The organism is Gottfriedia sp. NPDC057991, from assembly GCF_042886615.1.
GTDB lineage: Bacteria > Bacillota > Bacilli > Bacillales > Bacillaceae_G > Gottfriedia.
Genome location: NZ_JBHVQN010000001.1, coordinates 1,212,726 through 1,236,104, shown reverse-complemented (window position 1 = coordinate 1,236,104; position 23,379 = coordinate 1,212,726). Strand labels below are relative to the sequence as shown.

The 23,379-nt window shown below is 30.0% G+C and carries 23 protein-coding genes and 2 pseudogenes; 4 read left to right on the top strand and 21 right to left on the bottom strand.

Going from position 1 to position 23,379, the window contains the following annotated elements:
- Positions 1-134 precede the first annotated feature (134 nt).
- The 4 genes and pseudogenes from ACFVR2_RS06305 to ACFVR2_RS06290 all read right to left on the bottom strand — a co-directional run bounded on the left by ACFVR2_RS06305 (position 135) and on the right by ACFVR2_RS06290 (position 3,907).
- Positions 135-946, bottom strand: a pseudogene (locus ACFVR2_RS06305) (HD-GYP domain-containing protein).
- 290 nt (positions 947-1,236) lie between these two features.
- The gene (locus ACFVR2_RS06300) at positions 1,237-2,892 is read right to left on the bottom strand and encodes an acyltransferase family protein (protein WP_387359878.1); all 1,656 of its coding nucleotides are present in this window, start codon (positions 2,890-2,892) and stop codon (positions 1,237-1,239) included.
- 152 nt (positions 2,893-3,044) lie between these two features.
- The gene (locus tag ACFVR2_RS06295; protein WP_387359876.1) at positions 3,045-3,299 is read right to left on the bottom strand and encodes a LapA family protein; all 255 of its coding nucleotides are present in this window, start codon (positions 3,297-3,299) and stop codon (positions 3,045-3,047) included.
- An 83-nt stretch (positions 3,300-3,382) separates the two neighbouring features.
- The gene (locus ACFVR2_RS06290; protein ID WP_387359874.1) at positions 3,383-3,907 is read right to left on the bottom strand and encodes a hypothetical protein; all 525 of its coding nucleotides are present in this window, start codon (positions 3,905-3,907) and stop codon (positions 3,383-3,385) included.
- Between the two features lie 498 nt (positions 3,908-4,405).
- Between ACFVR2_RS06290 and ACFVR2_RS06285 the strand changes: the two genes are divergently transcribed.
- The gene (locus ACFVR2_RS06285; protein WP_387359872.1) at positions 4,406-4,642 is read left to right on the top strand and encodes a hypothetical protein; all 237 of its coding nucleotides are present in this window, start codon (positions 4,406-4,408) and stop codon (positions 4,640-4,642) included.
- A gap of 173 nt (positions 4,643-4,815) precedes the next feature.
- Here ACFVR2_RS06285 and ACFVR2_RS06280 read toward each other — a convergent pair whose 3' ends face one another.
- From ACFVR2_RS06280 to ACFVR2_RS06245, 8 genes and pseudogenes are all read right to left on the bottom strand, one after another.
- Positions 4,816-5,265 (bottom strand): DUF4352 domain-containing protein, encoded by a 450-nt coding sequence (locus ACFVR2_RS06280; protein WP_387359870.1) that lies wholly within the window; start codon positions 5,263-5,265, stop codon positions 4,816-4,818.
- A 19-nt stretch (positions 5,266-5,284) separates the two neighbouring features.
- Positions 5,285-6,649 carry a nucleotide sugar dehydrogenase gene (locus ACFVR2_RS06275; RefSeq protein WP_387359868.1) on the bottom strand — a complete coding sequence of 455 codons (1,365 nt, stop codon included), beginning with the start codon at positions 6,647-6,649 and terminating at the stop codon, positions 5,285-5,287.
- Between the two features lie 119 nt (positions 6,650-6,768).
- A complete protein-coding gene (locus tag ACFVR2_RS06270; protein WP_387359866.1) occupies positions 6,769-8,049 on the bottom strand; it encodes a glycosyltransferase in 1,281 nt (426 codons plus the stop codon).
- Positions 8,050-8,365: 316 nt separating this feature from the next.
- A complete protein-coding gene (locus ACFVR2_RS06265) occupies positions 8,366-8,977 on the bottom strand; it encodes a hypothetical protein (protein WP_387359864.1) in 612 nt (203 codons plus the stop codon).
- Between the two features lie 156 nt (positions 8,978-9,133).
- A pseudogene (locus ACFVR2_RS06260) lies at positions 9,134-9,250 on the bottom strand (DUF6440 family protein); the annotation flags it as partial.
- A 93-nt stretch (positions 9,251-9,343) separates the two neighbouring features.
- Positions 9,344-9,643 (bottom strand): hypothetical protein, encoded by a 300-nt coding sequence (locus tag ACFVR2_RS06255; protein WP_387359862.1) that lies wholly within the window; start codon positions 9,641-9,643, stop codon positions 9,344-9,346.
- 129 nt (positions 9,644-9,772) lie between these two features.
- On the bottom strand, positions 9,773-9,940 hold the full coding sequence (locus ACFVR2_RS06250) for a hypothetical protein (RefSeq protein ID WP_156339587.1): 168 nt from the start codon (positions 9,938-9,940) through the stop codon (positions 9,773-9,775).
- Positions 9,941-10,099: 159 nt separating this feature from the next.
- Positions 10,100-10,432 (bottom strand): hypothetical protein, encoded by a 333-nt coding sequence (locus ACFVR2_RS06245; RefSeq protein ID WP_387359860.1) that lies wholly within the window; start codon positions 10,430-10,432, stop codon positions 10,100-10,102.
- 509 nt (positions 10,433-10,941) lie between these two features.
- On the opposite strand from ACFVR2_RS06245, the gene pssA reads away from it, so the two are divergent.
- Positions 10,942-11,433 carry a CDP-diacylglycerol--serine O-phosphatidyltransferase gene (gene pssA / locus ACFVR2_RS06240; RefSeq protein ID WP_387359858.1) on the top strand — a complete coding sequence of 164 codons (492 nt, stop codon included), beginning with the start codon at positions 10,942-10,944 and terminating at the stop codon, positions 11,431-11,433.
- 83 nt (positions 11,434-11,516) lie between these two features.
- Here the strand turns inward: pssA and ACFVR2_RS06235 are convergent, their stop codons facing one another.
- Positions 11,517-11,870 (bottom strand): hypothetical protein, encoded by a 354-nt coding sequence (locus ACFVR2_RS06235; protein WP_387359856.1) that lies wholly within the window; start codon positions 11,868-11,870, stop codon positions 11,517-11,519.
- Between the two features lie 664 nt (positions 11,871-12,534).
- On the bottom strand, positions 12,535-12,711 hold the full coding sequence (locus ACFVR2_RS06230; RefSeq protein WP_387359854.1) for a hypothetical protein: 177 nt from the start codon (positions 12,709-12,711) through the stop codon (positions 12,535-12,537).
- Between the two features lie 246 nt (positions 12,712-12,957).
- Here ACFVR2_RS06230 and ACFVR2_RS06225 point away from each other — a divergent pair, with 246 nt between their 5' ends.
- The gene (locus ACFVR2_RS06225) at positions 12,958-13,917 is read left to right on the top strand and encodes an AAA family ATPase (protein ID WP_387359852.1); all 960 of its coding nucleotides are present in this window, start codon (positions 12,958-12,960) and stop codon (positions 13,915-13,917) included.
- Between the two features lie 11 nt (positions 13,918-13,928).
- Complete coding sequence (locus tag ACFVR2_RS06220; RefSeq protein ID WP_387359850.1) at positions 13,929-14,564, top strand: RNA ligase family protein; 636 nt, start codon at positions 13,929-13,931, stop codon at positions 14,562-14,564.
- Between the two features lie 373 nt (positions 14,565-14,937).
- Here ACFVR2_RS06220 and ACFVR2_RS06215 read toward each other — a convergent pair whose 3' ends face one another.
- From ACFVR2_RS06215 to ACFVR2_RS06185, 7 genes are all read right to left on the bottom strand, one after another.
- Positions 14,938-15,252: an iron-sulfur cluster biosynthesis family protein gene (locus ACFVR2_RS06215; protein WP_098426108.1), complete on the bottom strand. Its 315-nt coding sequence runs from the start codon at positions 15,250-15,252 to the stop codon at positions 14,938-14,940.
- 22 nt (positions 15,253-15,274) lie between these two features.
- Complete coding sequence (locus ACFVR2_RS06210; protein ID WP_387359848.1) at positions 15,275-16,333, bottom strand: lactonase family protein; 1,059 nt, start codon at positions 16,331-16,333, stop codon at positions 15,275-15,277.
- A gap of 116 nt (positions 16,334-16,449) precedes the next feature.
- Entirely contained in the window at positions 16,450-17,115 is a 666-nt protein-coding gene (gene fsa, locus ACFVR2_RS06205) for a fructose-6-phosphate aldolase (protein ID WP_056465967.1), read from the bottom strand.
- A gap of 48 nt (positions 17,116-17,163) precedes the next feature.
- Positions 17,164-18,057 (bottom strand): phosphogluconate dehydrogenase (NAD(+)-dependent, decarboxylating), encoded by an 894-nt coding sequence (gene gnd, locus ACFVR2_RS06200; RefSeq protein WP_387359846.1) that lies wholly within the window; start codon positions 18,055-18,057, stop codon positions 17,164-17,166.
- A gap of 92 nt (positions 18,058-18,149) precedes the next feature.
- Complete coding sequence (gene tkt / locus ACFVR2_RS06195; protein WP_387360460.1) at positions 18,150-20,144, bottom strand: transketolase; 1,995 nt, start codon at positions 20,142-20,144, stop codon at positions 18,150-18,152.
- A complete protein-coding gene (zwf, locus tag ACFVR2_RS06190; RefSeq protein ID WP_387359844.1) occupies positions 20,145-21,656 on the bottom strand; it encodes a glucose-6-phosphate dehydrogenase in 1,512 nt (503 codons plus the stop codon).
- 394 nt (positions 21,657-22,050) lie between these two features.
- Positions 22,051-23,241, bottom strand: coding sequence for a DUF445 domain-containing protein (locus ACFVR2_RS06185; protein ID WP_387359842.1), 1,191 nt, complete (start codon positions 23,239-23,241; stop codon positions 22,051-22,053).
- Positions 23,242-23,379: the final 138 nt, after the last annotated feature.

Sequence of the window (23,379 nt, the reverse complement as noted above, 5' to 3'; positions counted from 1 at the left end):
TACTCATTGTAGAGTTCACTATTATTATCGACTGATTTTAATACGAATATAATGTAATTAACAAATTAAAATACCTCTGAAAACATTACTAAAAGTAAGTTCTCAGAGATTATATATACTTTATTAGAATTTAATTAACGAAATTTATTACTGAAAATGGAAATAAAAGTATCCACTATATCTGGATCAAATTGTGTACCTTTACTAATATTCAACTCTTTCAAAGCATCTTCATAGTTTAGTGGAGTACTGTAAATTCTTTTATTTGTCATTGCATCAAAAGCATCTGCTACAGCAACTATACGAGACCTAAGGGAATCTCCTTACCTTTTAATCCAGCAGGATATCCCTTTCCATCGAAACGCTCATGATGAAATAATATAATATCTGTAATGCCAATTTCATTAAAATAAGTTATCTGTTTAATCATATTGTAGCCATTAGTAGTGTGCCTCTTCATTTGTTGGTATTCCTCTTCTGTTAATACATCTTCTTTATGAAGTATCTCATCTGAAATAGCCAATTTACCTATATCATGCATAAGTGCACCGAAGTATATAACTTCTTTCTCATTCTTCGTTAATGACATTGCTCTTGTTAATTCTTTTGTATAAATTGCTACGTTTTGAGAATGTTTTAATGTACTTAAGCATTTTAGTTTTAGTACATAATCTATTGTTTTAATTTGTGATAACGTAAAAGTCTTCCTAATATAATCTTTATACTTCTTAAAAATAAAAGTAAAAGTAATAATTACGATAAAGAGAATTTCTAAATATATAATAGAAGAGTTAATACATATTTTTTTCAAAAGAAAATACACTCCAAATAACAATATTATACATATAAATTTACAATGTAGTTCTTTATTAAGAAATTTTATTAAAAATAATCCTATTATACTGATTAACACTAATGTAGTAAATATCGCATAAAAATCCAACATAATGACCTTTGTACAAAGGATCATAAGGGTGTAATAGGAGAAGTCATCTAAGTATGAAGATCTTGTTTTGCTAAAAGTAGTAAATGATTGCATAGAAACCTCCTTAATTGACTAGCATTATTTCTATTTTTATAGTACAGTGTATTTCACTCTGTTATTGAATGTATTTAGGGATTTCTTGTTTCATATTTGACACAAAGGTTTTTGTTAGTAACTAAGAATTTTTGAAATAAAAAACAAAAACTCAAGTTTTGTACAAAATAGTAATAAAACTTGAGTCAAATTCATGATTATTCAATTGTAAATTTATGCAATTTTCCATATTTATTATCAATTGATACTGGTATCATTATAAATTTCTGGCCCTTCCTCTTTTTCAAATCTCCTATATAAATTTTAAATGTATTATCTTTTTGGATAGGCACAGTTCTCACTAACTTTTTGTTGCTGTAAAGCTCAATTTTTTTGACTCCGTTAGAACCTTTACCTATAGTTGTATTTTCTGTTTGTTTAACATTAGATAATATTCCATCAGACCAAGTATTAATGTTCAAATTTCCCTTTATAGCTTTACCTCTTTCATTTTGGACCATTATTTCAACAGTTGATTTATTTGTTGCAATTAAATCTTTTACATATATTTTAAATTTTCTATTTTTAACGATAACTCCTCTACGCACTATCTCTCCATTTTTTAGTACATATACTTTAGTTGTATTTTTTGATACTGTACCAGTTAAATGTTCTTGTCCAAAATAATATTCTTCCATGGTAGGTGCTTCTATTTTTGTTGACTCTTTAAACTTATTACCATAATACAAGCCTGAAGTTAGTAATATAGTAGCAGTAAAAATATATAATATAAAAGATAGAGAGCTTAATATTTTCGATAATATAGCTTTATTTTTACTGCTCTTTTTAAATAGATCCATTGCAAATGCTAATAATATTGGACCTAAAATAGATACCACAATGGCTAGCGGTAAATACCAAACTTCATCATAATATTTAGTAGTTTTATAATGGTATTGATAAAAATATAATAATCCTTTATTATAAATTCGCAAAAAAATCAAATGGTAAAGATAAAGATATAATCCCCAAAATGAAAAACTTTGGAAGATCTTAATATTTTTTCCAACGTTTTTATACGTAGAAAAAATTAAACCAAAACAGTATAAAGATAACATCAATAAAATTGAGTCAAATTTACTTGGTACATAATATTTCACGCAAACAAAGGCAAATAAAGAAATAAATGCACTGTACCAATAAATTGCTCTTTTTACTAATTTCAAATCTCTTACGAACATACCTATTGCTACACATAACAAGGGCAAAAATAATCCTTCATCCGCAATTATTTTATCAATTTTGGTTAATGTCCAATATTCTTCCAGGTTTAGTAAATATAATGGTAATACTATTACAAAGATAACACCTGGTGTTACACCCAACCTTAGTAAAAAACCTAGGATTAATAAGACGACTACCAACCCAGTTAAAAACCATAAATGAACTCCACCAATTGTACCGTTTAAAAATCTTTCAATTGACAATCGCTCTAGAAATATATTCCAACGATCTAAATCTAAATATAGCCGATCTGTCAGGTATAGATAATACTCAAAAACAATATATATAATAGAGACAAATAAATAGTAAAAAAGATATTTTTTTGCCATATCAAAAGCTAATTTACTTGATATTTTTCTAAATTCTACTACATTATAATCAATCATTTGTTCTTTATAATAATGGATTTTATCATTTAATAAATAGCCTGTAGCAGCAAAAAAAATAGGAACTGCAATTTCAAATAAATTACGATAAATGAAGTAATTCAAGAAATCATTATAGCCTAGTTCGAAATATATAGCACTTACATGTATTAAAACTACAAAAAGCGCAGCAATTGCTCTAAATGTATTTAATGAATAATTCAATTAATCACCTCATGCTCTCACATTGTTAGTTTACTTTTTAATTGTAAAGCATTGATTTTAAATAAATTACATCTTATAAAAACCATCAATTTTTTTAGGTATATTAGCTTATTAATATAAAAATAAATAATTTTTTAAAATAAACTGGATTTTCATTCATTATCAATTTGATCTATTGATTTTTTTAAAGTCTGATTTTCTTTTTGTAATTTATAAACTTTCCTTAAGTTAATTAAAAATGATACAAAATAGCCTACAATAAACGAATAAAGTGAAATGACTATTACAGGTAACTTTGTGCTGCCAATTAGATAATTGAAATCTACAGACTCAAAATTAACAACTGAAAGCATAACAATAAATACAGTCAAAATTATCGCTAATATAAATAAAATTTGTTTTTTCATAACGACCCCTTAATTAGATTCTTTTTAAAATTTAAGTAAAAAAATAAACAAAAATCTATCAAAATAGTTAATTTCTTTAACCATTAGTTTACTTTTACTTCCTTTTTTTGTATTAAATTAAATAAAGGACCAGAATTAAGTTGTTCAAAAATTAATAGTTCTAAATATTTATCCCTTAAAAATTTTATGTTGTTATTGGTTAATTGATAGTATTTTTCAATCCAAAATAACTTATTGTTAAGAAAAATCACTTCATCTATGTTAAACGTAGAACGAATATTTGATACACTCTCTTTTGTAACTAATAGTTCTTCATCTTCAATATCCATTTCTGAGCTTAACTTAAATAAAACTACTTCAAATGAATTTAAGATTATGAAACTAGATTCCTTTTTTTTACTAATGCCTTTCAATATCCAATTTTGAGTATCAAGAATAACAACCCCACAAGCAACATCTTTCTTCCAATTTCGGTAAGCTAATTCGCCTATTTCAGATTTATATAGACTAAAATTTATATTGTTTTTTTCAATTAAACACGTATCTTTTCGTATTGATAAACTTGATTTATTTTGATTTTTTTTATTATACACTTCTAAATTATCCATTTTTCCACCACCATTTTTATCTAAAATACATATTCCATAAGCATATGTTGTAAACATTAAAACAAGTAACTTTAAAAAATATTTTCGTACATTTTTATTTTAATTTATTATGCATATTAATTTGATTCCACTTATGAAATAGATAATGTCAATTAAAGTACATCACTTAGAGATTTCAGATTATTTTTGTGGTTAGTACTGTTTTACCATCTAAGTTACAAAAAAATAAGAGTTGTTCCTTCATTAAATAATTTAGGAACAACTCTTATTTTTTGTAATTACATTCTCTAAAATAAACTTTTTAACTCGATACATCGCAACATCTGTTTCATTAGAAAAAGCAAAATAATTCAATATTGAAACACATACTCACAATTCTGATACCTTAATAATTAAGTATTTAGATTATAATTAATGTACGTTATTAATTAAATTTAACATTAATAAAAGTATTATCATTATTTTCAATACTCATAAAACGAACTTGGAGAAAATTTCATGAAAAACTTATTTATAGTATTAGCATTATTATTTTGTATGATCGTTACTCTATATGCTTACCGTAATAATTTTATTTTTTTCTATAAATTGGCAACCTTCTTATTAATCATATTATCCTCAATTATAACGATTTCTTCAGTCCTTAATAATAAAAAAATTGCAGCTTTATACTCAGGATTAATTGGGATTACTTCTTTAGTAATGTTTATTATATGGAGACATACTACTATCTAAATTGGCTAAATTAGAAATCATTTCTAATTTAGTTTCCATACCAAGTTTTTTTATCTACCTTAAGCTTGTAGTTAAGCGGTAACACTTAACCACAAGCTTTTTTATGTAATTAAAGTTGTAAGCAAAAAAAATAAAACTGTACTTTAAGTACAGTTTTATTTTTTTATAATTAGTTAATATACGATCATTTCTTTTATTTTCCATTTATTTAATTTTGAAGTATTTGGATCCTTAAATTCAATATATGAAATATCTTCTATTTTACCAACAAAATATATATTACCATGAATTGATTTTCCAATCCCAATTACTTCACCAATACTATCTGCATAGCCATAGCGAATCATTTCTTTACCTTTTTTATCAACGGCTTTAAAATCTAATGAACCTACACCCCGTTCATTACTAGAATTATTTTTCACATTTACTTGAACCTGATATACTTTATCAGGAGGATCAACCTCAATATTTTCTCGCTTTTTATATTCTTTTATTTCGTCTAAAGTAATTTCTAAACCATTAATCTTTTTTAAGTTTTTTTGTTTTTCAACATTTCCAGACATACACCCCGTCAAAAACGTTAAAATAGAAGCCATTAATAATATCCCCGCTTTAATTTTCATCTATTATACTCCCTTAAACTTATAATTTAGTGATTTTGTCTGACACATACCCCTGTTCTTCCATAATATTTTTAGAATCAAAAATTAAATTTGAAACTTGGAATACTTGCTCCCAATCAAAACAGGAATGAGGAGTTCCAATAACGACTAGATCAGCATTTTTAACTATGTCAACGTTATATTTCGAGTTAGGTAATTTTTTACCATTTATTAGTATTTCTTTTGATTGAGAATGAGGTTCAATAATATTTAAATTTTTTACTTTATCTTGTAGTTTTTCAATTAAACGAACAATTGGACTTTCTCTTAAGTCACCAATATCTTTTTTATAAGCTGCGCCCAGTACAACAATACTTGCATTTTTCATTAATTTACCGTTCTCAGCCAATAATTCCAATATTCTAACGTAAGAATAATGAACCATACCATCGTTTATTTCACCAGCTAATTCAATCATTTTAGTACGCTGTCCTTGTTTTTTCGCTTTAAATGTTAAATAATAAGGATCTACAGGTATGCAATGTCCGCCTACTCCAATACCAGGTGTAAATTTCATAAAACCATATGGTTTAGAGGATGCTGCATCAATCGTCTCCCAAATATCAATATCCATTTCTTTACAAAGGACTGCTAACTCATTCACTAACGCGGTATTTATCCATCTAAACGTATTCTCAAAAATCTTACTAAGCTCTGCAACACGAACACCATTAACTAAATGAGCGTTATCACCTATAAATTCACTACCAATTTCAGAACATTTTTTTGTCATTCCACCTATAACTTTCGGTGTATTTGTCAAGTCATACTCTTTATTCCCCGGGTCAATTCGTTCTGGTGAATAAGCAACAAAGACTGTTTCACCTACTTTAAATCCTCTCTTAACAAGAGGGGCAACAATAAAGCGCTCGGTTGTACCAGGATATGTTGTACTCTCCAATATAACTAGTGAACCCTTTGTGACATGTTGAGCAATTGTATTCCCAGCTGCATTAACATAAGTCAAATTAGGTTCTTTAACATCGTTTATTGGTGTAGGTACACAAATTAATATTATATCCATCATTCCTAGCATTTTCATATCTGTTGTTGCTTCAAAAAAATTAGTAGAAACAATTTCATGTAATTGTTCATTTGAAATGTCATTAATATAACTTATTCCACTATTTAAGCTATTTACTTTCTCAGTAGATACATCAAATCCAGTGACTCTAAATCCCTTTGCAGCATAATAACATGCGGTAGGTAGCCCTACATAACCTAGACCAATTATTCCAACTGTAGCTGTTTTATTTTTAATTTTACTTTTCAATTCTGTGTCATAAGATTGAAATTTCAATAACATTGCTGGAGTTACTTCTTTATTTAAAGTTAAATTAATCATACTTTCATCCCCTTAAAAGTGGTAGTGTATATATCGTTATTTACATAAAAATTTTAACAATTCATTTTGTAGTATGATGTTTCAATTATGAAATGGAACATTCTATCTTAAACAAAAAATTATCTTGTACCCCATTTAGCTTCCTTAATTGTAATTAAGGCATATAATCTTAACGGGAAAAGTAAAACAAGATGAATAATCCCGTAAATTGGAGCTAAAATAAAAATAAATGGGTTTTTTATAACATAGTGAACATTCCTGGCGTATGCTGACAAAGATAATGCTATAAAATAGTAAAATAATAAAACAAAACCAAATGATGTAATTTTTAGTATTAAGGCAAGTACGATAACGAATCCAAATAGGATCCACAATAACATTTCAAAGATTACCCAAATTAGCGTAATTGGTTTTTGAAATCCAATTTCAAAAGCAATCATACTTTCCCTAAAAAATGACTTATTCCAACGTATTTGTTGTTTCAAGAATTGTCTTATCGTCTCCGGAACATCGGTTTCACAAAATGCTCCAGATTGGTATACTGTTTTCCCTTTTAAAATTGCATAATTTGTTAGGCATCGATCATCTCCAGATTGAACTATTTCACCTAAAAATATCTGTGAGCCATATTTTTCGATATTATCCATTACGACTTCCCTACGGTAACAACTAATAGGTCCAGAACAGACTAAAATGTTTCCAGTTACTGATTGTGCTGCTCGTTCAACTCTAAATGCATTATCATAGCGCATATCCAATAGCTTAGTAAAAAAACTATGGTTTTTATTCCTCGCATTAATATGACCAGTTACAGACATTACTTCTGGATCTGCAAATGGTCTAAGTAGTTCTGTTAATGCATCTGGATAAACATAACCATCCGAATCAACGGTAAAGAAAATATCTCCAGTCGCTTGTTTAAAGGCCCATATCTGAGCATGTCGTTTCCCAGAGTTCTTCGCTAATCGATGAACTATTAATTTGATTTGGTTATTATTTGATTTACTTTCTAATTCTTCTTTAAATTTAAGTACTGCTCGGTATCCACTATCGTCCATACTTCCATCATCAATAAAAAAGATTTCATGAACTGGATATTCTTGATCAATAATACTTTTTACAGTATCTAATACCGCTTTAGGCTTTTCATTGTAAGATGGAATAACAACAGAAACTTTTAATATAGGTGGGTCATTCACATAAGGCTTATAGAAAAAAGATAATGCCATCTTTCCTATTAAATACAGAATCATTACAGATCCATATATACCAAATACCTTCGAAACACTACCCTTAAATCCAATATTCAAATATGCTAAACAAAAAATAATAAGAATAAACAAAAAGATAACTAGATAACTTTTTATATTTTTTGTACTTTTTTGTTCCCAGGTTTTCATCGAAATTCCCCCTTTGATACGAAACTAAATATCAAGTTTATTTACCTTTTTAAAGTAACATTTATTCGTTATATACACCGTTTCATATTTGAAATAAAAAAAACCAATTAGGAGACTTCTTTCAATTAATGTTTACATTATTTAAACTTATTGGATTATGATTTTATAAACAAAAAAATCGCAAACATTACCGCTAAAACTTTAGCAATGTCTGCGTTTTTCTTAAAAAATTAATATTTATTTTTTATGATTTTCGTAGTAGATTTAATTTTACAATTCGCATAAAAAAGTACTAAAATGTTTTCCTCATTCGATTCTATAAAGTAATTTTCAATTCATTAGATAATGAATTAATTTCCCCATTTGTATTAACGGAATAAATACGGACGAAATAATTTTGAGTATCCTCAAAACCAATTGATTGATTTTCGTTTCCGCCATAAATCTTACTTGACTTTGAATACAATAAAAATGGATCAATAGCAAACTCCGTGCCACGTCCATCTGCTCTAAAGCCTATATCTCCTTTTTTAAAGTGCTTTTTTTTAGGATAGATCCCCTTACCTTTTGTACTCCAACTATTCTGATTTCCATCTACAAACAGATATTGATAGTATATTCCATTAAAAATAGCAATTAAGTACATAATTGTATTGGAATCTGGATGCCAACTAATTGTAAAGTAACCTGAAACCCCGTCATTATTTCTATAGGTTGAAACTTTTGGTTTATCATAATCATTCGATTCAATATATCCCGGTCCACTCTTAAGAATTAATGTATTAGCAAAAATTGATTTGGTAGCAAAAGGTAAATAAATATTATTAAATGTTTTTTTTTGCTTTAATGATACTTCCTGTTTTTCAAACAATGAAATATTTAAGTTTGAATTAAAAATCACTGAATTTAAATATCCAGTATGTGACATACTTTTACACCTCCACAAAACATTTTATTTATAACCATTTGTTATATTTATAGTTTAATTCATACAGTACCTTTCCTTAGCATCTTAAATGAGAATTCATATTTCAAATTAGAATTAAATCCCAAAAATAAAAAAGAGCTGAATCTTAATCAGCTCCTATACCTTTTCATTCTTTTCCTTTATAACTGGTTTCCCGTCCTTATCCAATAATGGGGTAAGTCCTCCAGCATAGCCATCCCAATTAAATAAATATTGTACTCCTGTCTCTTTATCTTCCTATATTTTTACGCCAGACATCATTTTTGCTTCTTTGAAGATTACGTTAAATCGATGATCCGAATCTTTTCCATACATATGTAATCCTCCTTAATCAAACCGTACTGTATCAAAACCATCCAATATATCTTCTAATTCAGTTAAAAAATTTAATTGGACTGGACCAGGAATTTGCTCCATCCACTTTTTTACTTCAGGTAACTCTTCTGCCTCTTCTATATTTGTTGGTTTTGGATCAAGCGTTTCCCACCAGATCTTCACTTCATCAATAAATTCATAGAAGTAGCGTTCAAATCTTTCTGCCCATTCTGCTCCTTCATCATCAGTCGTTTTTTGCATCATGCTCCAAGCTTCCATTGCTGTTTCAAAGTATTCATCAATCTTTTTCATGTTATTTTCCTTTCTTGGTATACGTACTATTTTCAATATTATATTAACTTTTTCAAGCTTTAACTTTATTCGGAAATAGAATTAATTCAGGTTATAAGTTTTTATAAATTCAACAACCACACTTGTGATTTAAAATCTTGGTCGATCATTGTTATGTGTCTGTCTAGTAATTTCTTCATGCAATTTTTGACTTTCCGTTTTATCTGGTGCTTTAGTTCCGAATTTTTTTTGCATAAAGAAACCAAATGCAATGGCGACAACAATAAATCCCCAAAATAAATAGCCAAAAAGTGTCAATTTAACCCCTCCAATAATATAAAGATATTTCCTTCTATTTTCTTGGTAATTTACTCATGAACCATTTTTAATTAGGTCTTTTTCTACTTGATTTTTAAATAAAAAAATCGACGAGACGTCGATCTTTTTATTTCACTAATCAAATAATATTGTTTCTGATTATTTTACATACCTATTAAATAATTCAATTAATCCAGGAAGTAACATCAATACTATTGAGCAAGAAACTAAAAGTCCCGTGACTTTATTCGTTAATTTCTCCTTCCCTTTCCCATTGTACCATCCACTAAATTGGAATTTGTTTCGATATAAGACAGATATTAAAATAAGGATTCCAAACGAACTCCACCATCCCGAATTAGAGAGATTCACACCAATTTTCATGTATGCTTCAGATATAACTGTTGAAAATAAAGCACCTAATACCCCGAAGATTACTATAATTCTAATCAATTCTAATATTAATCCCATTGAAGCTGATATTGTCTTCATTTAAAGCCTCCAAAAATGATTTATTTCCTTTTTAGATAAGTTCCCATCTAACTAAATATTCGATATTTGGTAATTTTCACCTTTTTTATTATATATATTTGATCAATATCTAAACGTTTTCGGTAAAAATTAAATGTAGCATACTAAATGTACCCGAATAATAACTCCATTCAAACATCCACTTTAAGTTTTCAAAACTGGCCATATAAATAATCAGTTCATTAAATGGTATGAAGTTCCATTGTATATTCTTCCTAAATTTCGTATCATCAATTTATAAAATATTGTGTACAATTTGTATCAAATAAATCCTCCGTTACCGTTAGAGGAAATCTGCCTTTCAATGGAAATCGTAAAATATGAGTTGAAATTTTCAAAAGGACGTTTTAATACGTCCTTTTTATTTGTACTCACTTTTCTAATCAGAAGGTCAAGGCTTCTTTTGAGGAATAAAGACTAAATAGATAGAAAATACTATTGAAAGGTTTTTAATGTTCTGGGGTGATACTTTGTTTAGTCAGGTCGTAAAATCTATACCCAATTTACTTACAATCGGTAATTTATTATGCGGTGTTATCTCGATTACGTTTAATATGAGTGGCTTAATTATGATTTCCTCAATTTTTATTTTCATCGCTGCTATTTTTGATCTTTTTGACGGAAGAGTTGCAAGAAAACTAAAAGTGAATAGTGAATTTGGGGTAGAGCTAGATTCTTTAGCGGATATTGTTAGTTTCGGCGTTGCTCCTGCGCTTTTATTTCATTCCATTTCGACACCATCAATCTTAACCTCACTTGCATTTATCCTTTTTCCTACGATGGGGGCATTAAGATTAGCAAAATTTAGTGCCAAACCTACTATAGGTTATTTTAAAGGGTTGCCTATTCCTGCCGCTGGTTTACCTTTAGCTGGTATGGGAATGTTTTTTTATAGTAATACATGGATTACTTTAATCCTTGCTTTTTTAATGGTTAGTCCAATTAGATTTAAAAAGCTTTAACAATCTTCAATATAAAATGCTATTACCTTCTGTAGAGGAAATAGCATTTTTAATTTTTATTGAAATATTTTTTTCGCATTTAATTATTTATTATTAAATGAAATGATCGCATTTTTTAATGTGTAGAGCTTCGCTGTGAAAATATAAAGTTCATTATAATTATTTTCTACGTATTCATCAATAATGCTTATTCCTTTTATAAAGTTCTCGATCAATAAATATGTATATTTTCCATCCCATGCGAACCGATTAATTCTGAATAGTTCATCTGCCAATACTTGGAACCTAAATTCTTCAATTAATAGTTTTATTTGAAATATTTTGTCTTTATTATTAGTAGATGTGTATTTACTATTTTCATAACTATTATGTACTAATTTGACAAAATCATTTATATCTTCAGCCAACATATTCGCTTTTTGCATTTCAAATTTCATTTCTCCATCCCCTAAAGTGTTAAAAATATACATCACTAGAGTGTATGTTTTTATTTAAAATCATATCACAAACAATCCAATTAATCCCGTCTTACAAAGCAATTCAAATAGAATAAGAGCCACTTTTGTGACTCTCATGCTGTTAAAAAAATTGTCATTTAGATTGTTGGATTGATCATTGATAAGAAAGTAGTGTGTTATGATTTCCACTACAGTGTGCTCGCTTTCCATGGGGCGAGACCCGAGCCTTCCCGCTTATCCCATAGGAGACGAGCACCCTTTCGTTCCAACCCTGATCTTTATAAAAAAATAATAATCTTAAAAACAGTAGAATTGTCAATTGAACTAATGATTTATCCTTTATTATTCAAATTGTAACTTATGATGACGACTTACACATCTTTACAAATATTGACCGTCAAAAAAGAAGATATTTTCATTTTTGCAAGTTATTTAAAACATTTATATATCAAACAAAATCACTTGTTAATCAATAAGAAAGCAGATAAAACAATAATAAATAGACTATTTTTTCATAGAAATTCATTTAAAGTTTGTATTTTTCAATATTGAATACAATATATTTCAAAACTCTAAGAGCCATGATTGTGACTCTATACTATTCAACTTATATGTATTGGCAAAAACAAATTGTAGAAAGAGCTTATTTTTTTCTACTTTTCCCTTTAGAGCTAATCATCATATGTACTTCTGAAGTTTCTCCACTATCACCATGTTTTTTATTTTTTGAAACATTAATATCTGTTTCAAATTTTACGACCTTCCTCTCATTTCTCCCTAATCTTACTTTATATGGACCGTTTTTCTCATAAGTGATCACATTGCTCCTTCGTCCTCAAACGGATACTTATCATAAAAATCAATATTAAAAAGCACATCATTATGACTATCCTACAAATTAAATCATACCGAAATATGGTAAATCGTTCAAATTAATGGAAATTTTACTATCAGTTGCTTTCATTCGACTATATAATATAAAGTGCGGAACTGTTCGATTTGAACTTTCGCTCCATCAAATCGTAATACCTTACTGATCTGCCTTTTTGATAAGGGAGGAAGTAAAATGCAAAAATTGATTTACATGATTGGAATTCCTGGTAGTGGAAAAAGTGAAATGGCTAAACAAATCGCCAAAAAAGAAAAAGCCATTATTTTATCCACTGATGAATTACGTCAAACACTATTCTTTAATGTGAATAAGCAAAAGAGGACGAATCTTTTGTATATGGAATTATACAAAAGGGCCAATCGTTTACTTGCTGAAGGGAAAAGTGTTCTCATTGATGCAACAAATATTGAACGTGAAAGACGAATGAAAGCATTAAATAAATTCGTAAACGTTCACAAAGAGTGCTACTACATGGATGTGCCGTATGAGGTTTGTGTAGACCGTAATAACAAGAGAAAGCGAGTAGTAGAAGATCGAATACTTGTTAAGATGCGGAAGAACCTAGATTTTCCTTTAAAGAATGAAGGATGGGATGTCATCCACATAATTCATGAGCCATTTTCTTATGAAATGACGAAAGAAGAATTAACAAATCTATTAGTAAGTGAAGTTTCATACGAAGAGTTATTCGAGAAGCTCAAAACTGTACCTTTTGTTAAAGCAATGAAGGGTTTTGACCAAGAGAATCCGTTTCATTCAATGACGTTATGTCAGCACACTTACGGACTTATTGAGTACATTAATGAAATGTACGAAGAGAAAGATAAACTACTTCTGCAAATGGCGGCCCTGTTTCATGATGTTGGGAAGGTATTCTGTAAGACGTATAAAGCTACCAAAGGGTATTATTCTTATTTTGGTCATGAAAAAGTTTCTTCACAAATTGCATTTCATTTCTTAACAGAGCTTGGTTTTGAAGATGAAATGATTGAAGCTGTTGTTGGAATCATCGAAATGCACATGTTAATTAACTACGGTGGGAACGAAGGAGCGACTGAAATTTATCATTTACTTGGGGATGAATTACTCGCAAAACTTTATTTCTTTCGTGAAGCAGATACGTTTGCGAAGTGAGGTGGTAAAATATGAAAATTAAGTATCCAAAGACATTTCACTTACCTTGGTCAGAATCTAAAACTTCTGATGATAAAACACTTCATAATGTTGACCATTTTATTGGAAAAGAAGTTGTTGTAACGGAAAAAATAGATGGTGAAAATTGCTCAATTTATCGAGATACGATTCACGCAAGATCAACTGATAGCCTAGACCATCCATCCAGGCATTGGGTTAAAATGCTACAAGCTACGATTGGTTATCAAATCCCCGAACATTGGCGAGTTTGTGGGGAAAATGTATTTGCAATGCATTCGATCCTTTATGAGGAACTAGATAGTTATTTTTATGTCTTTTCGATATGGGACGAACAAAATAAGTGTCTATCGTGGGAAGATACCATTATATGGTCCAAATTATTAGGACTAAAAACGGCACCGGTTTTATACAAGGGTGTATTTAATGAAGAAGCTATAAAAGCTTGCTATACAAAGAAGTCTAATTTAGGCGGAGAACAAGAAGGATACGTTATACGATTAACTGATGGATTTCAATACAATGATTTTAAATATTCGGTTGCAAAGTTTGTTCGAGAAAATCATGTTCAGACAGACAAACATTGGATGTCCAAACTGATTCAAGCAAATCGACTAAAACAAGAATAGGAGCGATTATTTTTCACCTATAAAAACAAACTAATTTAAAGTTAAGAGAAAGGAATGAGAACAATGTAATTTGCCAATTGTATTAAACTATATGATGTAAGCTATAAGTATTCAACGATAAAGAGTTGATTTATATATGTAAGGGTAGTTTAACGGTAGAACAACCAATTTAAATTGGCAGAAATGGGTTCGACTCCCAACCATTACACCAACAATGTATTTGCAAGGACCCCTCTCTTTTTTGGATTCTACAATAACATAATCATAAAAAAAGAGACGCTAATCCATCAAAGAATCGCATCTCCAAAAAAATTCTTCTTTTGTAATCATTCAAGTAACCGAAATCCTTATTTTAAAGGAATTGTTCTTAAACCTATTTAATATAAGTTAATCCGATTCGATTATTAAAAATTTGATTTCGATTTTTGAAAACAAATGATCCATCTACATAATCGATTACTAGTTGGTCTTCGTATACATCTTCAAAATTTTTATTTACCATAAATTCAAACTGATCTCCAATTATCATTTTTTCATTGGGACCACATTCTCTTTTATTAATAACTTTTATCTCATAAATGTTATTAACGACATCACAGCTTCCACGGTCAAATTCTAATTGAAGTATTTTATTTTGATCTACTGCGCCAAGTATTTCTTTGGCTGCATCAGTTATTTTAAAATCCATTTTAAAAGTCTCCTAATTTAGATTAAACGTTTAAAAATTTCACACATACTGCTTCAGGTACTTGTACGTCTGATTGAAGCACTGTTAATTTTCCAGTAGTTTTATTTCTTGTATATAAAACTAAATTCCCTGACATTTCATTTGAACCTACTAAATAGTTCTCAGATGGATCTAAAACGAAATCTCTTGGCCAATTACCCTCACTTGAAGTGATTTCCACTAATTCAAGCTTACCAGTATCTTGATCTACACTAAATACTGCGATACTGTTATGACCACGATTTCCTGCATATACGAATTGACCATCTTTTGAAATATGGATGGCGCTACCTTGATTGTTTTCAGTAAAATCGCTAGGAATTGTAGAAATATACTGTAAATCCGTAAAGCTTCCTTCTTCATTTAATTGAAGAGCAATTACTTCTGAACTAAGCTCAGTCATTATATAAGCGAACTTTCCATTTGGATGGAATGTGATATGACGTGGCCCACTTCCAGGTTTAACAGAAAGACTGCTTACTTCAATTAAAGAATTATTTTCGATTTTATAAGTAATTAATTTATCGATTCCTAAATCAATTGTAACTACATATTTTTCATTTAGTGTATAACCAGAATAATGGGCATGAGGTTTTTCTTGACGCTCTTTATTTGGACCTGTTCCTTCATGTTGCATAATCGATTTAACATCACTAGCAAAGCCATTTTCTTGGTTAATTTTATATAATTCGATTGTACCTTTATGATAATTTGCTGTAACAATATTTTGCTTTCCTTTGTCAACGCTAATATGACAAGGTGAAGCGCCTTCATTAAGCTGTTCATTTAATTTTTTAAGCTCACCACTGTTTTCATCGATCGCATAAACAGCAATTCCACCTAAGTTTCCTTCTTTTGCAACAGCATATAGATTCTTATTGTCTTCACTAATTGTTAAATAAGTTGGATTTCCTAGTTCAGCAACCGCTTTAACATCAGTTATTCTTTGTTTTTGTGTATCAAGCGTAAATTGATAAATACCTTTACTTCCACTTTTTGTATATGTACCTACATAACCAACAAATTTCTGATTCGAATTCATTCCTATTTCCTCCTCTATTCCTTGTTTTTATGTAAATACCCCCATTTCATAGCTACTAATTGAGTTTCAATGAAGATGGGGGCTTTATACTTATTTAATTTAAAGTTTCTTACAAATTATAATGAAGTTTTTGCCCAGTCAGCAGCAAATTTTTCAATTCCTTGATCTGTTAATGGGTGTTTAGATAATTGCTCAATAACACTGTAAGGAATTGTTGCGATATGAGCTCCAGCTAATGCTACACGAGTAACATGATCTGGGTGACGAACTGACGCAGCAATAATTTGAGCGTCCATATTATGAACTTTGAATAATTCAGCAATTTTAGCAACTAATAATACGCCATCTTCAGAAATATCGTCTAAACGACCTAAGAATGGAGATACATAAGTAGCACCTGCTCTAGCTGCTAATAATGCTTGGTTAACAGTAAAGATTAATGTTACGTTTGTTTTAACACCTTTTTTCGTTAAGTAGCGGCAAGCTTCTAAACCAGCAAGTGTCATTGGTAATTTAATTGTAATATTTTTATCTCCACCATTTATTTTAATTAGCTCGTCTGCTTCAGCGATCATTTCTTCAGCAGAAACAGCGTTTGGCGTTACTTCTGCAGAAACTGATTCTACTTCAGGAACTAATTTTAAAATTTCTTCGATACGGTCTTCGAATTTAACGCCTTCTTTAGCTACTAAAGATGGATTTGTTGTTACGCCAGATAATACGCCCATTTTATAAGCTTTTTGGATATCTTCTACATTAGCTGTGTCAATAAAAAATTTCATTTTTAAATTCCTCCAATTTTTAGGGATATTTCCTATTTTATACTTTATTTATTTCTTTTCAACTGCATGTCCACCAAATTCATTACGAAGTGCCGCAACAACTTTACCAGTGAACGTATCGTTATCTAATGAACGGTAACGCATTAATAATGACATTGCAATAACTGGTGTAGCAGCTTGAAGGTCTAGAGCTGTTTCAATTGTCCATTTCCCTTCACCAGATGAATGCATTACGCCTCTAATTTCATCAAGCTTAGCATCTTTTGAGAATGCATTTTCAGTTAATTCCATTAACCAAGAACGAATTACTGAACCATTATTCCATACTTTCGCAACTTTTTCATAATCATAATCAAAGCCACTTTTTTCTAATACTTCAAATCCTTCACCGATTGCAGCCATCATACCATATTCGATACCATTATGAACCATTTTTAGGAAATGTCCACTACCAATTTTACCAGCATATAGGAAACCATTTTCTACTGAAGTATCTTTAAAGATTGGTTCTACGATTTCCCAAGCTTCTTGGTCTCCACCAACCATATAACAAGCACCGTTACGAGCGCCTTCCATACCGCCTGAAGTACCAGCATCCATGAATCGAATACCATGTTCTTTTAATTCATCATAACGTCTAATAGACTCTTTATAGTGTGAGTTTCCTGCTTCAATGATAATATCCCCTTCTGATAAGAATGGTTTAACATCATTAATAACAGCATCTACTACTCCATGTGGTACCATAATCCAAAGAACTCTTGGAGTATCAAGATTTTTAACTAATTCTTCTAAGCTTGAAGTACCAACAGCACCAAAGCCTTTCATTTCTTCAACTGCAGCAGTATTTAAATCAAATGCTACTACTTCGTGATTATGATCCATTAAATTTTGACCTAAGTTTAGACCCATTTTTCCTAATCCAATTAAACCAACTTTCATTACGTTATCCTCCCATATTATCTACAGTAATATTAATGTTTTTCTCTAAGTAAAAATTTTTATGATAAAAAAATAAATTAAATATTATTTAATCAAGAATTTAATAAAGTTTTACTTACGTTTACTACATTCTCAGTACTAAAACCAAATAATTCCATTACTTCATTACCTGTTCCAGATGCTCCAAAAGTCTCAATTGAGATTTTTTTACCTTTGAAACCAACAAAGCGTTCCCATCCAAGTGAAATCCCCATTTCAATTGAAACACGGTTTAATATATGTGATGGTAAAACAGACTCTTTATATTCATCTGATTGCTTATCGAATAATTCCCAACTTGGCAGTGCTACTACACGAACTGATAAGTTTTCTTTTTCTAACTCATTTTTACTGTTCACTGCAAGTGACACTTCTGAACCTGTAGCGATTAAAATTAAGTCTGGTTGATCGTTCGTTTCAGTTAAAACATATCCACCTTTTGAAAGATTATCTAATCTAGATGCAGTTTCTTCAAATACAGGTAAATTTTGACGACTTAATACTAAAGCGATTGGCCCATTTGTATTTTGTAACGCATATGCCCAAGCATTAGCTGTTTCATTTGCGTCTGATGGACGAATAACTGTTAAACCAGGGATTGCACGTAAAGCAGCTAAATGTTCAACTGGCTCATGTGTAGGACCATCTTCACCAACTGCAATTGAGTCATGTGTGAATACATATGTTACTGGTAATTTTTGTAATGCTGCTAATCGAATTGATGGACGTAAATAATCATTAAATACGAAGAATGTACTTACAAAAGGCTTAACTCCACCATGTAATGCCATACCATTTGCAGCAGCACCCATAGCATGTTCACGTACACCAAAATAAATATTGCGTCCAGCAAATGATTCTACAGCAAATTTACTTTCATCTTTAATATCAGTCATTGTTGAATGAGATAAATCTGCGCTTCCACCGAAAATTTCAGGAACTGTTTTAATGTAGTGATTAATTGCTTCTCCACTTGCAACACGTGTAGAAATTGTTTTATTTTCGTCAAAAGTTAATAAATCTTCAGTTTTGATTAAAACTTCACCTTTAATTGCTTTTTCAAGTTGAGCTGCTAATTCTGGGTAAGCTTCACGGTATGCATTAAATAATTGGTTCCAATCAGCTTCTTTTTCACTGCCTTTTTCTTGTATTTCTTTGAAATGTAACTTAACTTCTTCTGGCACGAAGAAATCTTCTTCGTAGTTCCAAGCATATGCTTTTTTCGTTTCTTTTGCTTCTTCAAGACCTAATGGATTACCATGGGCTTTATTTGTACCAGCCACTTTTGGACTTCCATATCCAATAATTGTTCTAACTTCAATAATTGTCGGTTGGTCTGTATTTTGTTTTGCTAATTCGATCGCTTTAGAAATTTCTACATGATCGTTTCCATCTTCAACTCTTAAATATTGCCAGTTAAATGATTCAGCTCTCTTTTTCATATCTTCTGAATAAGAAAGATTTAATGTTCCATCTAATGAAATATCGTTTGAATCGTATAATACAACTAACTTTCCAAGTTTCATATGGCCAGCAAGTGACATAGCTTCGTATGCAACACCTTCCATTAAATCGCCATCACCTACTAATGCATAAGTAAAGTGATCAATAATAGAAAGGCTATCTTTGTTAAACTTACCTGCTAAATGAGCTTCAGCCATTGCCATACCAACAGCAGTAGCAATACCTTGTCCTAATGGACCAGTCGTAGCTTCAACACCATCAGTGTGACCAAATTCAGGATGTCCAGGTGTTTTACTATTTAGTTTACGGAAATCTTTAAGGTCTTCGATTGAAACATCGTAGCCTGCAAGGTGTAGTAAACTATATAACATACTTGAACCATGACCAGCTGATAAAACAAAACGGTCACGGTCAAACCATTTTGAACTTTTTGGATTATGCTTTAAATGATCTGCCCATAATGCATATGCCATTGGCGCTGCACCCATTGGTAAACCAGGATGACCAGAATTAGCCATATTAATAGCATCAATAGAAAGTGTACGGATTGTATTAATTGATAATGTAGAAATCGAACTCATAATTTAAATACTCCTTTTTAGATCTGTTTTGTTGTTTTCATTTTCTTGTACAAAATCTGTATCTAACCACCATTTGAAACCATCTTCTGCTAATAATTGATCAGCAGCTTCTGGACCAAATGAACCGGATTTATAAGTATGAAGTGGTACTAAATTTTCGTCAAATGCTTCTAAAATTGGTTGAACCCATTGCCATGACAATTCTACTTCATTCCAATGAGCAAAAAATTTGGAATCGCCTCGTAAAGCATCGTAAACTAATAACTCATACGCTTCTGGATGATCCTCTTTATTCGCAAAATACTCAGCTTGTACAGGTTCAATATTGCCATCTACGTTTTTGCTATTTAAATAGAAAGAAACTCTTTCATTTGGATTAATTTCAATAACCAATAAATTTGGTCCATTATTTGTTTTGTTCGTTTTGGAAAGGTTTTGAATCGGGCTTTTAAATTCAAAAACGATTCGTGTAGATTTTTCTTTCATTCTTTTACCTGTACGGATATAGAATGGGATTCCCTTCCAAAAATCATTTTCGATTAAAACTCTAGCTGCTACATAAGTATCATTTTGTGATGAAAACTCAATTCCAGGTTCTTGTCTATATGCAACTACTTTCTTACCATTTTGTTCACCAGAACCATATTGGCCTCGAACTACATGAGAAACTACTTCTTCTTTTGTTAGTGCTCGAAGAGATTCAAGAACTTTTTTCTTCTCAGCTCTAACATCACTTGCAGAATTTTGGTTAGTTAAATGCATAGCAGACATCATTAACATTTGTAACATATGATTTTGGAACATATCTCGAATTGCTCCAGATTTATCGTAATAACCCGCTCGTTCTTCAACGCCGACTGTTTCACTTGCCGTAATTTGAACATTTGCGATATATTGATTGTTCCATAATGCTTGTAATACTGGATTAGCAAACTCTAAAGCTTCTAAGTTTTGAACCATTGGTTTACCTAAGTAATGATCAATTCGGAAGATCTCATCTTCTTTAAAAGACTTACTTAATTTTTCATTTAAATCTCTAGCAGTTTTTAAGTCACGTCCAAAAGGTTTTTCAATAATTAGACGCTTCCAACCTTTTGTCTTACCTAGTCCACTTTCCTTAATATTTGATGCAATAACTTCAAAAAATTCTGGTGCTACTGATAAATAAAATAATCTGTTTTCAGGAATCTGTAATTCTTGTTCTCTTTCTTTAACTAAATCTAATAAATCAACGAATCCTTCTTTATTCGTGATATCTAGCTTTTGATAACGAATTGAATCTAGAAATTCTTGGACCATTTTTTGATCTTCTAAAGAACGTCTTGAAAAAGTAATTAGTGATTGCATTACTTGATTCTGAAATTCGTCATGTGAAAAATCTTTCCTACCAATTCCAATGATTGAAAAAGACTCAGGCATCTTTTGATCAATAAATAAATTATATAATGCAGGAAAAATTTTTCGTTTTGCTAAATCGCCTGTAGCTCCGAACAAAACAAATGACATAGAATCCATTAACTTAACCTCCTCTTAGTCGAACTTTTTAAATAGTTGTTAATAAAAAATATATTTTCAAACGATCCTTAATTTTTATTTAGAGCTATAGTTAGTTCAAATAATTCATTCCAATTATTCATTCGGAAAATATTTTTTACCCAAACCTATAATACATGAAAAAAAATTTTCTTTCCAATAAAATGCTTATGTTTCTATTTATTGGATTTTTTTTTCTATTGGCGAGACTTCAGGCGAAGACAGAGGAGTAGTTGCACTTATACTTAATTCCAAAAATTGGCAAATACGTTGATTTTCCTTCTCTTAGCTGCCAATTTATACTTTCTTAATGTGAAAAAACCTTAATTAACTTTTTACGTTAATTAAGGCTTTTGTAGGAAGGAATATTTGAATATTATGTAAAAATCAATCTTAGCGTTGTCAGTACTAAGCCAATAATAAATCCACAAACAGCTCCATTTACACGAATCCAAGTAATATCATTACCAATTTTATTTTCTAGTAAATCAGTTATTTCATCAGTAGATAATTTTTCAATATTGTATCTTACTAAATCACTAATTTTGTGATGATATTTTTCAACTGTATTCGTTAATAGTTTCTTAAAACTTTGCTCAACATTATCAATCCAATTAGAATCTTTAATGAAGCTGATTATTTTTTGGATCGCATTAAAAATAAACTCTTCATCATTAATTTTAGTTCTAAACATTTTAATTGCTTGATCTACAATATATTCATAGCCTTTATTTTTCCATTCATCTAATTGGCGAATAATATTTTCATTCGATTTATTTTTTTCAGCTTCCAATCGAATAAACGATAAAATGAAATTCCTCCTGTCACTATTCGGGTGTTTTAATTCCGATAGTAAATCGATTAATCCGCTATGTATAAATTCTGTTATTTTCTCTTCTCCAATCATAGGTAGAAAAGCTTTAATCATAAAAAACTTTCGCTCGATAAACTGAATAACCTCTTTGCCGATTAATTCCTTAATATGTGGTAAGCTAACAGTTTCTTCGATTTTATTAATTAAAAATTCATATGTCTTTGCATCCCATTCTTTTTCAATAACAGTATCGACAGCTTTACTTAATAAGTTATGAGATGAAATGGAATCAATTGTCGGTTTAAAAGTATTTAATAAATATTTTTTGATTGTGTCATCCTGAATAGATGCACCAAACTGCTTGATTGAATGAACCATTTTATTTCTTGATTCTTCATTTTCAAGCATGTTTTCAAAAGCATTTATGCCTTGATTAATCCAATCACGTTCTTCTACCTTTTCAATTAAACTTTCCTTACTTAGCCATTGATTATTAAGTGTGCTTAATATCCCCTCAGTAATCTTCTTTCTATTTTTAGGCAATAAAGCTGTATGTGGGATCGGTATGCCAAGAGGATGACGAAACATTGCAGTTACAGCAAACCAATCCGCAAGACCACCTACTAAAGCTGCCTCAAATCCACCAGAAAGGATTTGAAATAATTTAGATTGAAACGGCATTGTTGCAGCGAACCCACAAGTTGCCACTATTAGTGAAATATTGGCAAGCCGTTTTGAATTCTTTTCTTTCATTTACTAAAAGCCTCCTGTATCTATTTGAAAATAGTATATCATTCCTTTAATCTATTTTCTAAAATCAATTTTAATAAAAAAATAAAAGATTTTGTCCGTAAGTGATTTATTTCAAATTTGTATTGTTTTTAAACTTAC

Bases quoted from the DNA above. Each gene is read 5' to 3' on its own strand.
- ACFVR2_RS06295 (WP_387359876.1), bottom strand. From the start codon at position 3,299: ATGAAAAAACAAATTTTATTTATATTAGCGATAATTTTGACTGTATTT.
- ACFVR2_RS06270 (WP_387359866.1), bottom strand. From the start codon at position 8,049: ATGAAAACCTGGGAACAAAAAAGTACAAAAAATATAAAAAGTTATCTA.
- ACFVR2_RS06275 (WP_387359868.1), bottom strand. From the start codon at position 6,649: ATGATTAATTTAACTTTAAATAAAGAAGTAACTCCAGCAATGTTATTG.
- ACFVR2_RS06290 (WP_387359874.1), bottom strand. From the start codon at position 3,907: ATGGATAATTTAGAAGTGTATAATAAAAAAAATCAAAATAAATCAAGT.
- zwf (WP_387359844.1), bottom strand. From the start codon at position 21,656: ATGGATTCTATGTCATTTGTTTTGTTCGGAGCTACAGGCGATTTAGCA.
- ACFVR2_RS06245 (WP_387359860.1), bottom strand. From the start codon at position 10,432: ATGAAGACAATATCAGCTTCAATGGGATTAATATTAGAATTGATTAGA.
- ACFVR2_RS06215 (WP_098426108.1), bottom strand. From the start codon at position 15,252: ATGGATTTTAAAATAACTGATGCAGCCAAAGAAATACTTGGCGCAGTA.
- ACFVR2_RS06235 (WP_387359856.1), bottom strand. From the start codon at position 11,870: ATGAAATTTGAAATGCAAAAAGCGAATATGTTGGCTGAAGATATAAAT.
- ACFVR2_RS06225 (WP_387359852.1), top strand. From the start codon at position 12,958: ATGCAAAAATTGATTTACATGATTGGAATTCCTGGTAGTGGAAAAAGT.
- ACFVR2_RS06265 (WP_387359864.1), bottom strand. From the start codon at position 8,977: ATGTCACATACTGGATATTTAAATTCAGTGATTTTTAATTCAAACTTA.
- ACFVR2_RS06280 (WP_387359870.1), bottom strand. From the start codon at position 5,265: ATGAAAATTAAAGCGGGGATATTATTAATGGCTTCTATTTTAACGTTT.
- ACFVR2_RS06210 (WP_387359848.1), bottom strand. From the start codon at position 16,333: ATGAATTCGAATCAGAAATTTGTTGGTTATGTAGGTACATATACAAAA.
- ACFVR2_RS06255 (WP_387359862.1), bottom strand. From the start codon at position 9,643: ATGAAAAAGATTGATGAATACTTTGAAACAGCAATGGAAGCTTGGAGC.
- ACFVR2_RS06285 (WP_387359872.1), top strand. From the start codon at position 4,406: ATGAAAAACTTATTTATAGTATTAGCATTATTATTTTGTATGATCGTT.
- ACFVR2_RS06185 (WP_387359842.1), bottom strand. From the start codon at position 23,241: ATGAAAGAAAAGAATTCAAAACGGCTTGCCAATATTTCACTAATAGTG.
- gnd (WP_387359846.1), bottom strand. From the start codon at position 18,057: ATGAAAGTTGGTTTAATTGGATTAGGAAAAATGGGTCTAAACTTAGGT.
- fsa (WP_056465967.1), bottom strand. From the start codon at position 17,115: ATGAAATTTTTTATTGACACAGCTAATGTAGAAGATATCCAAAAAGCT.
- ACFVR2_RS06220 (WP_387359850.1), top strand. From the start codon at position 13,929: ATGAAAATTAAGTATCCAAAGACATTTCACTTACCTTGGTCAGAATCT.